The organism is Corynebacterium jeikeium, assembly GCF_000738175.1.
GTDB lineage: Bacteria > Actinomycetota > Actinomycetes > Mycobacteriales > Mycobacteriaceae > Corynebacterium > Corynebacterium jeikeium_C.
Map to the genome: position 1 here is coordinate 13,944 of NZ_JFCH01000034.1, position 14,171 is coordinate 28,114.

8 protein-coding genes are annotated in these 14,171 nt (G+C 64.9%); 2 read left to right on the top strand and 6 right to left on the bottom strand.

From position 1 onward, the window contains the following. Window positions 1-77 precede the first annotated feature (77 nt). On the top strand, window positions 78-2,204 hold the full coding sequence (locus JQ46_RS05640) for a M13 family metallopeptidase (RefSeq protein WP_034986309.1): 2,127 nt from the start codon (window positions 78-80) through the stop codon (window positions 2,202-2,204). 76 nt (window positions 2,205-2,280) lie between these two features. Here JQ46_RS05640 and JQ46_RS05645 read toward each other — a convergent pair whose 3' ends face one another. The 5 genes from JQ46_RS05645 to gltB form a co-directional block, all read right to left on the bottom strand. After that, window positions 2,281-3,114: a VOC family protein gene (locus tag JQ46_RS05645; protein WP_034986259.1), complete on the bottom strand. Its 834-nt coding sequence runs from the start codon at window positions 3,112-3,114 to the stop codon at window positions 2,281-2,283. A gap of 108 nt (window positions 3,115-3,222) precedes the next feature. Beyond that, a complete protein-coding gene (locus tag JQ46_RS05650) occupies window positions 3,223-3,609 on the bottom strand; it encodes an RNA-binding S4 domain-containing protein (RefSeq protein WP_034986260.1) in 387 nt (128 codons plus the stop codon). Between the two features lie 20 nt (window positions 3,610-3,629). Next, the gene (locus JQ46_RS05655) at window positions 3,630-4,325 is read right to left on the bottom strand and encodes a LysE family translocator (RefSeq protein WP_034986261.1); all 696 of its coding nucleotides are present in this window, start codon (window positions 4,323-4,325) and stop codon (window positions 3,630-3,632) included. Then, window positions 4,322-5,860: a glutamate synthase subunit beta gene (locus JQ46_RS05660; protein ID WP_034986262.1), complete on the bottom strand. Its 1,539-nt coding sequence runs from the start codon at window positions 5,858-5,860 to the stop codon at window positions 4,322-4,324. The genes JQ46_RS05655 and JQ46_RS05660 overlap by 4 nt, the downstream gene beginning before the upstream one ends. Beyond that, window positions 5,861-10,468, bottom strand: coding sequence for a glutamate synthase large subunit (gene gltB / locus JQ46_RS05665; protein ID WP_034986263.1), 4,608 nt, complete (start codon window positions 10,466-10,468; stop codon window positions 5,861-5,863). Between the two features lie 353 nt (window positions 10,469-10,821). Between gltB and JQ46_RS05670 the strand changes: the two genes are divergently transcribed. Next, window positions 10,822-13,155: an NADPH-dependent 2,4-dienoyl-CoA reductase gene (locus tag JQ46_RS05670; protein ID WP_237744737.1), complete on the top strand. Its 2,334-nt coding sequence runs from the start codon at window positions 10,822-10,824 to the stop codon at window positions 13,153-13,155. Here the strand turns inward: JQ46_RS05670 and JQ46_RS05675 are convergent. After that, window positions 13,152-13,820: a DNA-3-methyladenine glycosylase I gene (locus JQ46_RS05675; RefSeq protein ID WP_034986265.1), complete on the bottom strand. Its 669-nt coding sequence runs from the start codon at window positions 13,818-13,820 to the stop codon at window positions 13,152-13,154. The genes JQ46_RS05670 and JQ46_RS05675 overlap by 4 nt on opposite strands. Between the last annotated feature and the right edge of the window lie 351 nt (window positions 13,821-14,171).

Below are 14,171 nucleotides of genomic sequence, written 5' to 3' on the forward strand. Positions count from 1 at the left end.
CGGGATGATGGAACATACGCCATAGCCTAACCACTGTGCGGGACACCCTGTCTGCGACGGTGTCTAAGGTGGTGGGCATGGTAGAAAACAACGCTAATAACTCTGCAAAAACTAACGCTGTAGAAATCCCGGACGACATCTCCGAGGCCGCGCCGCAGAACCAGGCCGGCGAGGCCACCCGCCCTTCGCCGGCGCAGGACCTGTACCGGCACGTCAACGGCGCCTGGCTGGCGACACACAAGATTCCCAGCGACCGACCCGTCGACGGCACCTTTCACCAGCTGCGTGACCTCGCCGAGCAGGAGGTTCGCGAGATCGTAGAGGCCGCCGCCACCGACGAGCCGAGCGGCCGAGTGGGCGCCCTGTACTCCTCTTTTATGGACGTGCAGGGCATCGCCGCTGCGGGTCTGGCCGGCCTGCGGGAGCCTTTGGGGCTTATTGATGACGCCACCTCGGTCGGCGACCTGGCCAAGGTACTCGGCAGGCTCGATGTGGAGGGCACCGGTGGTGTTGCGGGGTATTGGATCGAGAAGGATTCCAGCCAGGACATCGAGCGTGCCTACCTAGTGCAGACCGGGCTGGGTCTGCCGGATGAGGCGTACTACCGGGAGGAGCAGCACGCGCCGACCCGCGAGGCCTACCGCGAGTTCGTAGAGGACATGTTGGAGCTGGTCAGCGAGCTGGAGCTCCCCGGGAAGTATGCGGATGCGGGCGCGGCTGCGGCGGCGGATGCGATCTGCGCGTTCGAGACCGAGCTGGCACGCGGGCACTGGGACAACGTGGCTAGCCGCGATGCGGAGAAGACTTATAACCCGACGAAGGTCGAGGATCTGCCGACGGGCTTCCCCTTCCGCGAGTGGCTGGCGGCCACGGGCGTGGATACGCAGAGCGCGGGCGGGGGCACGATCGTGGTGTGCCAGCCCAGCTACCTGGAACACGTCGCGGCCATGGCCACCGGAGAGGGCGATAACCCGCAGGTCAGCGGCCTGGACGAGTGGAAGCTGTGGGCCTACTGGCGGGTGATCTTGAGCTGCGCGGCATACCTGCCGACGGAGGTGAACCTGCGGAACTGGGAGTTCTACGGGCGCACCCTGTCCGGCGCTACGGAGCAGCGGGCGCGGTGGAAGCGCGGCGTCGCCCTGGTCGAGGGCGCCGTGGGCGAGGAAGTCGGCAAGAAGTTCGTCGCCCAGCACTTCCCGCCGGAGCACAAGCAGAAGATGCTGGAGCTGGTGGATTACCTGATCGCCGCCTACCGCGAGCGCATTAGCGACCTGGCCTGGATGACTCCCGCTACACGCGAGAAGGCGCTGGCGAAGCTGGAGAAGTTCGAGGCGAAGATCGGCTATCCGGATAAGTGGCGTGACTTCGACGGCCTGGAGTTTGGCTCCACCGGCGCGGATCTGCTGGCGAACGTGCGGGCGGCCAGCCGCTTCAACCACAACTACGAGGTTTCCAAGTTGGGCAAGCCCAGCGACAACGAGACCTGGTTCACCACCCCGCAGACGGTGAATGCGTTCTACAACCCGGTGAAGAACGACATCACCTTCCCGGCGGCGATCCTACGCCCGCCGTTCTTCGATCCGGCAGCGGACATGGCCGGCAACTTCGGCGCCATCGGCGCTGTGATTGGCCACGAGATCGGCCATGGCTTCGACGACCAGGGGTCGAAGTACGACGGCGACGGAAATCTGAACTCCTGGTGGACCGAGGAGGACCGCGAGGCGTTCACCGCCCTGACCGACAAGCTGGTGGCCCAGTACGACGGCCTGGTGCCGACGGGCCTGCGCCAGCGCGGCATCACCGAGCACACCGTCAACGGCAGCTTTACCCTGGGTGAGAACATCGGTGACCTCGGCGGATTGGGCATCGCCATCGTGGCTCTGCGCCGCTACCTGGCGGACCAGGGGAAGACCTTCGAGACGGCGGAGAAGCTACCGGTCGAGGGACTGGTGGATGCCGACGGCAACCCGGATACAACCGAGTACACCGCCCTGCAGCGCGTTTTCCTGCGCTGGGCACGGATCTGGCAGACCGCGATCCGCCCGCAGATGGCGGCGCAATACGCTTCCATCGACCCGCACTCGCCGGCGGAGTTCCGCTGCAACGTGGTCTCCAGCAACATCGCGGAGTTCTACGAGGCCTTCGACGTCTCCGAGGGCGACGGAATGTGGCTCGCCGAGGACGAGCGCGTCTGCATCTGGTAGCGATGTTCGCCGGGCTCGCCGAGCCTAACCGGGCGCCCGCTGGGTTTGCCCGACTAGCGAAGGCCAGCCCGGCGCGCTAGAACGCCTGGAAGTTCTCCGGGGCCAGCAGGTCCGGCTCGTGCGCGTCCTCGTCGGGGACGAACTCCTCAATCTCGCAGAGGTTCACCAGAGCGCCCGTCGGGTCCTCGATGGTGGCCATGCGACCGAACTCGGATTCCCAGGCCGGACGAATCACCTTTCCGCCCAGCTCCGGCGTGCTGGCGATGGCGGCATCCACATCCGCCACACCCAGGTACACGGTCCACATGCCGGGCACCTCCAGCTTGGAGGTATCCCACAGCCCCACCACGGCCGCGCCGTCGAACTCGCCGGTGGCATAGCGGAACTCCTCAGCCCCCGCGCCATCCCCGGCGCTCTCCCCCGTGGCCTTAATGTCCCAGCCCGCCAGCTCGTGGTAGAACTCCAGCGTCATATCCCAGTTCTGGGCCACCATCAGCTCGAACCACACCGGGGTTCCGGGCTCGCCCGCGGCGATCAACGCATGCTCATCCGCGGGATTGCGCAGGCCGACCGTGGCCCCCGACGGGTCAACGATGATGGCCATACCGCCACGGTCGCCCAGCTCCTGCGGCTCCAGTACGGACTTCGCCCCCGCCTGCACGGCCTTGTCGTGCGCCTGCTGCACGTCCGGGGTGTACAGCAGCACTCCCCACACAGACCGGTTGCCCTCCGGGATTTGCGCGATGCCCGCCACCGGCATGCCTTGCTTCTTCGCCACTGCGTAGCCGTCGGAGACCTGCTCGAACTCCCAGCCCAGCAACTCGCTGTAGAACTTCTCCGCCCCTGCCGCATCGGTGCTGGCTAGGTCCAGCCATACGGGCATTCCGGGCTGGGCGATCATTGCGGGCATGGTTCCTCCACTGCTCTTTCTTGTGTTCTTGCTTGTGCTCTTGTTGGGGGTAACTGTTGTTTCTTATTGACGCCACCCAGCCTCCACCGGCCAGGCGTTCAGCTAACGCTAGATCGCGTTATCCTCGCGGACATCTTCCAGGCTGACGTTGCGCCACTTCTCCGGGTCGAAATCGTCGTCCGCGGTGGACTCGTCAAAGTATTCCCCGAGGTCATCGTCAGATTCCGCTCCATTCGCAGCAGCGCCCGCCGCGCCGCTCGCGCCGGCCACCACGGCTCCTGCCAGCACGTCGCCGGTTTCCACATCCACCAGGGTCACTTCGTCGCCCGGGCGCAGCGTCTTGCCGCGGCGGGTATCCACCGCGCCGTTGACCTGTACAACCCCGGCGGCGATGGCCTCCTTGGCCTCCCCACCGGTCTCCACCAGGTTCGCCAGTTTGATGAACTGCCCCAGCTTGATTTCGGAATCGCGAATGCTGACCAAAGGAAACTCCATGGGCCTCAGTCTAGCGGGCTTTAGCCACCCACCAGCATCTGCACGCCCTCGAAGGCCAGGAACGCGCCCAGCACTACAAAGATCACCCCGGCCACCATCTCGATGAAGGGGTTGATCCGCTGGATCTTCTCCGCTCCCGCGGCCACCGCCAGGGCGAATCCGCAGAACCACGCCACGCCCACGACGGTCATCAATAGCAGCACCAGCAGCCGGTCCAGCAAAGAAACGTCCACCGGGATGAACTGTGCGAACACCGATCCGAAGAACAGCAGCGCCTTCGGGTTGGAAAGGTTCGTCGCAAGCCCCAGGCGCCAGGAAGCGAAGTCCCCCAGCGGTACACGCGCAGCTGCCGGTGCTCCATCTGCGGCCGTTGAGGTGCTGGTGGCGTCATTAATAGAAACAGCGGGCAAGACCGCCCGGGCGCGCCAATCGCCGTATCCGGAGCGGAACGCGCCTTGGCCCATGTAGATCAGGAAACAGCCGCCGAACAGGTACAACGCTGTCAGGATCCACGGGAAGGTCGCGATCAACGCGGCGAGGCCGAGCATCGTGACCACCGGCCACAACACATTGCCCGTACAGATTCCCAGCGCGGCGAACACCGCCGAGCGGCGCGAACGGGCACCTAAACGAATGAGCTGCACGGTGTCCGGGCCTGGCATCGTAATGGCCAGCACCCAGGCACCGAGCAGCCCTAGGTAAGCGGCTAGGCTCAAGCCTGCATCGCCACGTCAGTCGGGTTGATCGGGCGCGGCAGGGCGGTCTCGCCCATCAGCTCGCGGTCCAGCTCCGCGGCGGCGGAACGGCCTTCGGAGATGCCCCACACGATCAGGGACTGGCCACGGCCCGCGTCGCCGGCGACGAACACCGGAATGTCCGCGAACTCGGCGTTGGTGGGCTGGGCGCGGAAGGTATCGTCGCGTTCCAGGCGGCCACGTTCGCCGATCTGCAGGCCCAGGTCCCGCACCACCGGGGTCTCCTCGACGGAGACGAAGCCCATCGCCAGCAGCACCAGGTCGGCATCCATCTCGAAGTCGGACTCCGGGATGTTCTCCAGGCCGTTCTCGCCAAAGCGGCACTCGGCGCCCTTTAGGCCGGTGACCTTCTCGCCGTCGCCGGTGATCTCCACCGTGTTGATGGAGTAGCGGCGGATGCCCAGCTCGTCGCCCGGCTGGCGCTCGGCCAGGCCCAGGGCGGCGATCTCGTCGGCGGACTCGTTGCCGGTCACGCGGTACTCGCCCTCCTCGTGGGCGGACGCCACGCGCCAGATGCGCGGGTAGGTCGGCCATGGGGTGGAAGCACCACGGGTCTTCGGCGGTTTCGGGGTGATGTCGAACTGGGACACAGAGATGGCGCCCTGGCGCAGCGCGGTGCCGAAGCAGTCGGTACCGGTATCGCCACCGCCGATGATCACCACGCGCTTGCCCTTGGCGTTGATGGTGGATTCCTCGCGGTCGCCTTCGCAGACCTTGTTGGCCTCCGGAAGGTATTCCATCGCCTGGTAAACACCCTGCAGGTCGCGGCCCACGACGGGCAGATCGCGGCCTACGGTAGAGCCGATGGCGACGATCACACCGTCGAACTCCTTCAGCTGCTCGCCGGTGGGCGAGGTGTTGACGACGAACTTCGTGCCCTCGGCCTCCATCTGCTCCAGACGGCGGTCGATCCACTTCTTTTCCATCTTGTACTCGGGCACGCCGTAGCGCATCAGGCCGCCGATGCGGTCGGCGCGCTCGAAGACGGTGACGTCGTGGCCCGCGCGGGTCAGCTGCTGCGCGGCGGCCAGGCCGGCCGGGCCGGAGCCCACGACAGCCACGCGCTGGCCAGTCTTGAAGCTCGGCTTGATCGGCTTGACCCAGCCTTCCTTCCAGGCGTGCTCAACGATGGTGTACTCGACGGTCTTGATGTTCACCGGGTCGTCACCGATGCCCAGCACACACGCGCCTTCGCAGGGCGCGGGGCACAGGCGGCCGGTGAACTCCGGGAAGTTGTTGGTGGCGTGCAGGCGGTCGTAGGCCTCGCGCCAGTTGCCCTTGCGCACAAGGTCGTTCCACTCGGGGATGATGTTGCCCAGCGGACAGCCATCGTGGCAGAACGGGATGCCACAGTCCATGCAACGGCTGGCCTGGGTCTGCACCTTGTCGTCGGAGAAGTCCTCGTAGACCTCGTTCCAATCCAGCAGGCGCAGCGGGACGGGTCGGTGTGCCGCCGACTCGCGGCGGTGCTTCAGAAATCCGCGTGGATCAGCCATTTACTTCACTTCCTCCATGATTGCGGCGGCGATGCCGTCGTTGTCCAAGCCTTCGGCTTCGGCCCGTGCGATCGTCTTGAGCACACGCGCGTAGTCGCGAGGCATGACCTTGATCAGATCCGCGGCGTTTACCTCCACGGTAGATCCGGTCAGGTCGCGGTGGGTCTGGATCGTCTCCTCGACCCAGCGCAGTTCTTCCTCGTCAGTGATCTTTTCGATGTCGACGAGCTCGGTGTTGATGCGGTCGGTGACGCCACTACCGTCATCCACCAGGTAGGCAATGCCGCCAGACATGCCGGCCGCGAAGTTGTTGCCGATCTTGCCCAGGACGATAACGCGACCACCCGTCATGTACTCACAGCCGTGGTTGCCCACGCCTTCGACGACGGCGGTGAGGCCGGAGTTACGCACGCAGAAGCGCTCGCCCACAGTGCCGCGGATGAACATTTCGCCGTGTACGCCACCGAATCCCAGCACGTTGCCGGCGATGACGTCGCTGGTCGTATCCTCCGCTCCGTGGTTGGCGGCCGGGCGGATGACAATGCGGCCGCCAGACAGACCCTTGCCCACGTAGTCGTTGGCGTCACCGTTAAGGGTGAGCGTCATGCCATGGGTGGCAAAGGCACCGAAAGAGTTACCGGCCGAGCCCGTGAACTCCAGGTTCACCGTGTCCTGCGGCAGGCCGTCGCGGCCGGCCACGCGGGAGATCAACGAGCCGGTCATGGTGCCGACGGTGCGGTTGACGTTGGTGATCGGGTAGCTGAGGTCGATCGATACGTCCTCGCCCGCAGCGGCGCGGCGGATCGTATCCTCCGCATCCTTGCGAATCTGGTTATCCAGCGCCTTGTCCAGCGAGTGATCCTGCTCCTTGGTGCAGTGCAGGTCCTGGTGCATGAAGGGGCTGTCCGGCTGGGCGAAGATGGGCGCCAGGTCCAGCTTGCCCGCGGTCTTGTGCTCTACTTCCATCTCGCCGCCGGTCAGGCACTCGGAGTGGCCCACGGCCTCTTCCAGGGTGCGGAAGCCCAGCTCGGCAAGGTATTCGCGGACCTCTTCGGCGATGAACTTGAAGAAGTTCACCACGTGCTCCGCCTGGCCCGTGTAGCGCTTTCGCAGCTCCGGGTTCTGGGTTGCCACGCCCACCGGGCAGGTATCCAGGTGGCAGACGCGCATCATGATGCAGCCGGAGACCACCAGCGGGGCGGTGGCGAAGCCGAATTCCTCAGCACCCAGGAGGGCCGCCACCATCACGTCGCGGCCGGTCTTCAGCTGGCCATCACACTGCACGGTAATGCGGTCGCGCAGGCCGTTCATCAGCAGGGTCTGCTGGGTCTCGGCCAGGCCGAGCTCCCACGGGCCACCCGCGTGCTTCAACGAGGTCAGCGGGGAGGCACCGGTGCCGCCATCATGACCGGAAATCAGCACCACATCCGCGTGTGCCTTGGACACACCGGCAGCGACCGTGCCCACGCCCTGCTCGGCGACGAGCTTGACGTGGATGCGGGCATCCGGGTTGGCGTTCTTCAGGTCGTGGATCAGCTGCGCCAGGTCCTCGATGGAGTAGATGTCGTGGTGCGGTGGCGGGGAGATCAGACCCACGCCCGGGGTGGTCACACGCACCTCGGCGATCCAGGGGTACACCTTGCTCGGCGGCAGCTGGCCGCCCTCACCCGGCTTGGCGCCCTGGGCCATCTTGATCTGGATGTCCGTGCAGTTGTTCAGGTAGTGGCTGGTCACGCCGAAGCGACCGGAGGCCACCTGCTTGATGGCGGAGCGCTTCCAGTCGCCGTTCGGCTCCGGCTCGAAGCGGGCCGGATCCTCGCCACCCTCACCGGAGTTAGACATGCCCTTCAGGCGGTTCATGGCGATCGCCAAGGTCTCGTGCGCCTCTGCGGAGATAGAACCGTAGGACATCGCGCCGGTGGCGAAGCGCTTCACGATCTCGCTGACCGGCTCGACCTCCTCGATCGGGATCGACGGGCGGTTGGACTTGAACTTGAACAGGCCACGCAGCGTAGCCAGGCGCTCAGACTGCTTGTTGACCTTCTCGGTGTACTCCTTGAAGATGCGGTACTGGCCGGTGCGGGTCGCGTGCTGCAGCTTGAATACGGTCTCGGGGTTAAACAGGTGGTATTCACCCTCGCGGCGCCACTTGTACTCGCCGCCGATCTCGAGCTCGCGGTGCGCCTGCTCCTCGGGGCGGGGCAGGAACGCCGCGCGGTGGCGCTTGGCCACGTCATCGGCGATCTCGTCCAGGCCGATGCCGGAGATGGGGCTGAAGGCGCCGACGAAGTACTCGTCGAGCAGGCTCTGGTGCAGCCCCACCACGTCGGCCAGCTGGGAGCCGCGGTAGCTCGCCACCGTGGCGATGCCCATCTTGGACATGACCTTCTGGATGCCGGCGGTCGCGGCCTTGATGTAGTTTTCCTCGGCCTCTTCTCCGGTGACGCCCACTCGTCCGTCGTTGGCCATCTCATTAACGGTCTCGAGGGCCATGTACGGGTTGATGGCATCCGCACCGAAGTTGATGAGCATAGCCAGGTGGTGCACCTCGCGCGCACCGCCGGACTCGATCACCAGCGATGCGCGGGTGCGCGTCTTCTCCTGCACCATGTGGTGGTGCACGGCGCTGGTCAGCAGCAGCGACGGGATCGGGGCGTAACGCTCGTCGGACTCGCGGTCGGAGAGGATCAGGATGGTCGCGCCATCCTCGATTGCCTCGGTGACCTGGCGACGGATGCGGTTAATGGCCTCACGCAGGCCCTTGCCGCCGTGGGCGACAGAGTACAGGCCCGGGATGCGCACGGCCTTGAAGGCGCTCAAGTCCACGTCGGAGCCGGCGGCCTCGGCGTTCTCCGCCGCACTCGCCAGGTTGGCCAGCGTCTGGTTGCCCAGAATCGGGCTGTCCAGGTGGATACGGTGGGCGGCGTCCGGACCGGGGTTAAGAACATCCGCCTGCGCACCCAGCTGAGTGAACATGCTGGTGACCATCTTCTCGCGGTAGCTATCCAGCGGCGGGTTGGTGACCTGCGCGAAACGCTGCGCAAAGAAGTCATACAGCAGACGCGGGCGGTCGGACAGGGCAGCGATCGGGGTATCCGTACCCATCGAGCCGATGCCCTCGGCACCCTTGTCGGCCATCGGGCGCAGTAGGGTCTCGAGGTCTTCCTCGGTGTAGCCGAATACTCGCTGGCGCAGGACGATGCGCTCGTGGTTCATATCGATCGGCTTGGCGGTCGGCAGGTCGGACTCGCGGACCAGGTTCTCCTCTACCCACTGCTGGTAGGGCTGGTCGGCCAGCGCCTGCTTGATCTCCTCGTCCTCGATTACGCAGCCGCGAGCGGTGTCGACCAGGAACATCTTGCCCGGCTCCACACGGGTGCGCTTGACGATCTCGCTGTCCGGGATGTCCAGCACGCCAGCCTCGGAAGCCATGACGACGAGGCCGTCCTTGGTGATCCAGATGCGTCCCGGGCGCAGGCCGTTGCGATCCAGGGTGGCGCCGATGAGGGTGCCGTCGGTGAAGGTGATGGCGGCCGGGCCGTCCCAGGCCTCCATGAAGCTGGAGTGGTACTCGTAGAACGCACGGACCTGCGGGTCGATGTGCGGGTTGCGTTCCCACGCCTGCGGAACCATCATCAGCACGGCGTGCGGCAGGCTGCGGCCGGCCAGGTGCAGCAGCTCCAGAGCCTCGTCGAAGCGGCCGGTATCCGAACCCTCCGGGTCGCAGATCGGCAGCACGCGGTCCAGGTCGCCCAGCACCTCGGAGCGCAGCTGGGATTCGCGAGCGCGCATCCAGTTCTCGTTGCCGCGGACGGTGTTGATCTCACCGTTGTGAGCAACCAGGCGGTAGGGGTGCGCCAACGGCCAGGACGGGAAAGTGTTGGTGGAGAAGCGCGAGTGCACGATAGCCAGCGCGGACTCCATGCGCTCGTCCTGCAGATCCAGGTAGAACTCCCGCAGCTGCGGGGTGGTCAGCATGCCCTTGTAGACTACCGTGCGGGAGGACAGGGAGGGGAAGTATACGGTGTCTCCACCGGAGCCCTCGCCTGCACCCTTGGTGCCGAGTTCACGCTCTGCACGCTTGCGGACGAAAAAGGCGCGACGGTCGAGCTCGAGGCCCTCGAGGGGGGAGCCGTTGGCGTCAACACCAGAGATAAAGAGCTGGTGGAACAGCGGCTCGGCGTCGCGCGCGATGGCGCCCAGGCTCGAGTCGTCGACGGGCACGTCGCGCCAGCCAATGAGGTTTAGACCCTCTTCCTTCACGATGGCCTCGACGGCCCGCACCGCGTCGAGCGCGGCCATGCGGGAGTTCGGCAGGAAGGCAATGCCGGTGGCGTACTGGCCCGCCGGCGGCAGGGTGATGTCCTGCTTGGCCATCTCCTCCCGGTAGAAGCGGTCGGGGACCTGGATGAGGATGCCGGCGCCATCGCCGGTGTTCTTTTCCGCTCCGGCTGCGCCGCGGTGATCCAGGTTCACCAGAGCCTGAATACCCTTGTCCACAATGTCGCGTGTCGCGCGGCCGTGCATGTCAGCCACAAAGGCGACACCACACGCATCATGCTCAAACTGGGGGTCGTAAAGACCCTGGCGTGCAGGGTAGTTTTTCATGATTTACGGCCTAACTTTCGTCACAAGTACTGCATTTGCATATGCGAATAAAATTGCAATCGGATCGCCGGTCTGGTGGTGACGTGAGTCTCCTCCAAGAAACAGCTGTAGTTCCGGTCACACCATTTCGTCTTGGGTTATCTAGAGTGCACCCGTCGGCACGAGCAGACAAAATTAGGTTTGCCTTACTCTTTCTATCCTCACCTTTATGTGTGATCGAAGTCACGCTGAACTGCGACGATCGTCATACATTACTCACATTTTGATACATACTTTAACGCGCAGCAGCCTGAATGATCTTGGTTTCCTCGAAAGCCCCACAAGTTTTTGCGCAGTTAGAGATAATTGCGCCCATGACGAACCAGCCTTCCAACAACTCCACTGACGCTTCCGTCCGCACTCTGCTGCCGCTGACTACAGCACCGGGTGCCACCGCTCTCACCGCCACCCCGGTGGAGGATCCCGCCACCGCCTACAAGACCCTCCTCTCCCCTATCCAGGTAGGAAAGACCACCTTCCGCAACCGCGTGATCATGGGCTCCATGCACACCGGCCTGGAGGATTCCATCGAGGACGTGCCGAAGCTCGCCGCCTTCTATGCCGCCCGCGCCGAAGGTGGCGTGGCCGCGATGGTCACTGGCGGTTACCCGCCGGTTCTGGAGGGCAACCTGACTCCCTACGGCACTCCGTTTAACACTCCGGAGATCGCCGAAGCTCACCGTGAGATCACCGACGCAGTGCACGCCGGTGGCGCGAAGATCCTGCTACAGCTGCTGCACGCCGGCCGCTATGGCTACCACCCGATGGCAGAGTCCGCTTCCGCCTCGCAGTCGCCGATCAGCCCCTTCCCCGCCCGCGAGATCGCGACCGAGGACGTTGAAAAGCTTATTGACGCCTACGCCACCTCCGCCGCACTCGCCGCTGACGCAGGCTACGACGGCGTGCAGGTGATGGGCTCCGAGGGTTACCTGATTAACCAGTTCCTCGCGGAGCGCACGAACCAGCGCACCGACAAGTGGGGAGGCTCGGTGGAAAACCGCCAGCGCTTCCCCGTGGAGATTGTGAAGGCCATCCGCGCAAAGGTGCCGGAGGACTTCGTTATTGACTACCGCATTTCCGTGCTGGAGCTGGTCGAGGGCGGCCAGAGCCAAGAGGAAATCTTGCAGCTGGCCAAGAAGATTGAGGAGGCCGGCGCGGATCTGCTGAGCTCCGGTGTGGGCTGGCACGAGGCGCAGATCCCGACCATCGTAACCTCCGTCCCCCGCGGTGCCTTTGCCTGGGCGACCCAGAAGGTGCGCGAGCACGTGAACATCCCCGTGGTGGCCTCTAACCGCATCAACACCCCGGAGGTTGCTGAGGCCATTCTGGACGGCAGCTGGGACGGCGGCAACGGCGAGCCCGCCGGCACTCCGCAGGCCGACCTGGTCTCCATGGCCCGCCCGCTGCTGGCCGACCCGGAGTTCGTCAACCGTGCCGCACGCGGCCTGAACACCGAGATCAACCACTGCATTGCCTGTAACCAGGCCTGCCTGGACCACACCTTCGAGAACAAGCGGGCGACCTGCCTGGTTAACCCGCGCGCCGCCTACGAGACCGAGCTGGAGCTGCTGCCCGCACAGGGCACCAAGAAGGTCGGCGTGATCGGCGGTGGCGTGGCCGGACTCTTCGCCGCCGAGGCGCTGGCGCTGCGCGGCCACGATGTCACCGTCTTCGAAGCGGCTGACACCCTGGGCGGCCAGTTCAACCTGGCGATGCGCGTGCCGGGCAAGGAAGAGTTTGTGCAGGCCCTGTACGCGGTGGTCAACCGCCTGGAGGGCCTGAAGGTGAACATCTCCACCGGCAAGGCCGTTACCCCGGAGGAACTGAAGGCCGATGGCTTCGAGGAAGTTGTTGTGGCCACGGGCGTGCGCCCGCGCATTCCGGAGTTCCCGGGCGTGACTGAGGGTCTGGAAGGCAAGATCGACGGCGTGACCGTCGCCACCTACGCAGAACTGATCTCCGGAAAGAAGGCGCCGGGCGAATACGTGGCCGTCATCGGCGCCGGCGGCATTGGCTACGACGTTGCGGAGTTCCTGTTGGAGGATCGCCAGGGTGCGCCGCAGTCCCTGACCTCCTGGAACAGCCAGTGGGGTGTGGTTGAGGACTCGGATGTGCACGGCAACCTCTCTTCCCCGCAGCCGGAGCGTCCGCAGCGCCGCGTGGTGATGCTGCAGCGTAAGCCGACTCGCATGGGCCGCACACTGGGCAAGACGACTGGCTGGGTACACCGCGCGGCGGTGGCCATGGGTGGCACAGAGCAGATCGTGGGCGTGACCTACGAGAAGATCGATTCCGACGGTCTGCACATCACCGTCCCGGTGGAGGACCCGCAGGTCACCCTGAAGAAGATCAAGCAGATCAAGTCCGGCACTTTCGAGGGCCGCACGCTGGACCGTGCCGAGAAGCAGGAGCTGCTGGAGCAGATCGAGCGTGAGACCAAGGAGAACCGCGAAGATCGCGTGATCAACGTGGACACGGTCGTGCTGTGCACGGGCCAGGAGTCCGTGCGCCCGGAAGGCGCCGAGAAGAGCGACGCCGAGCAGGACGAAACCTCTGACGTCCACATCATCGGCGGCGCGGACGTTGCCGCGGAGCTGGACGCCAAGCGTGCCATCCGACAGGCTGTGGAGCTGGCCGCGCGACTCTAGGCCCCCTCCGGCGGCTCCACCACCCGGTCGTCGACCATTCCGATGGCCTGCATCAGCGCGTAGCAGGTAGTGGGGCCTACGAACTGAAAGCCCCGGCGCTTCAGCTCCTTCGCCAGCGCCTTGGATTCCGGCGAGGTCGAGGGCACCTCAGCCAGCGTTGCTGGACGGGAGTGTTCCGCTGGGGTGAACGACCACACAAGCACCGGCAGACCCGGGGCCAGCCGATTGGCCGCCCCGCCCAGAACCTCGCGGGCGGGTGAATCCTCCGGCAGCTTTTGGTATTCCTCCACACGGCGCAACTCTAGCGTCGCCTTGGCGTTTTCATAGAGCGCCTCGTGCTTGCGGGCATTCCGGATCAAGCGTTCGTCCTGCAGAGCAGCGCGCCTTTGGGGCTCGCTCATTTCGGTGATGCGCTGGGCGTCAAAAAGAAAGAACACAGAGCGAAAATCCCGCCGCTTGCGCAGGATAGTGGCCCACGACAACCCGGATTGGAAGCCTTCAAGGGCGATGCGTTCCAACAAGCCATGCTCAGTGATGACGGGGCGGCCCCACTCGTTGTCGTAATAGTCCAGCTCGATCTCGCTGCGGAAGGCCCACGGCGGACGCGCGACCCCTGATTCATCGACGAGCTGCCCGGTGTTGGTGGTGAGAAGTTGGCCTTCCATCGGGTTCCTTTCAACTACGGCCAGGCACATGCGACAAACATGTGACATGGACTTGGTGTGCGGGATTTGGTGTGCGCTCGCGAGCGCTGGTAGACATTCAACAGCGTAACGAAAAGGTTGGACGGGTTGGCGTGTAAGCGGGCCGCCAACCCATCCAGATAACAGGGTTATCCACAGACAACCCTGCCTGTGAATAGCCCTATTTGGGGGTGAGAACAGATGGAGGTCATCTGGCATTACACCCCTGGAATTGGGATGGCCCCACAACGAAGAGACCGACGATACTAGGCTTAAAGAAACCCAACAGTTTCGACTGTTCGTTCCTCTTGCTCTCTAAGTTTTTGTAAGGCT

Coding starts and splice junctions, on each gene's coding strand:
- JQ46_RS05670 (WP_237744737.1), top strand. CDS start 10,822: ATGACGAACCAGCCTTCCAACAACTCCACTGACGCTTCCGTCCGCACT.
- JQ46_RS05675 (WP_034986265.1), bottom strand. CDS start 13,820: ATGGAAGGCCAACTTCTCACCACCAACACCGGGCAGCTCGTCGATGAA.
- JQ46_RS05640 (WP_034986309.1), top strand. CDS start 78: ATGGTAGAAAACAACGCTAATAACTCTGCAAAAACTAACGCTGTAGAA.
- JQ46_RS05645 (WP_034986259.1), bottom strand. CDS start 3,114: ATGCCCGCAATGATCGCCCAGCCCGGAATGCCCGTATGGCTGGACCTA.
- JQ46_RS05660 (WP_034986262.1), bottom strand. CDS start 5,860: ATGGCTGATCCACGCGGATTTCTGAAGCACCGCCGCGAGTCGGCGGCA.
- JQ46_RS05650 (WP_034986260.1), bottom strand. CDS start 3,609: ATGGAGTTTCCTTTGGTCAGCATTCGCGATTCCGAAATCAAGCTGGGG.
- gltB (WP_034986263.1), bottom strand. CDS start 10,468: ATGAAAAACTACCCTGCACGCCAGGGTCTTTACGACCCCCAGTTTGAG.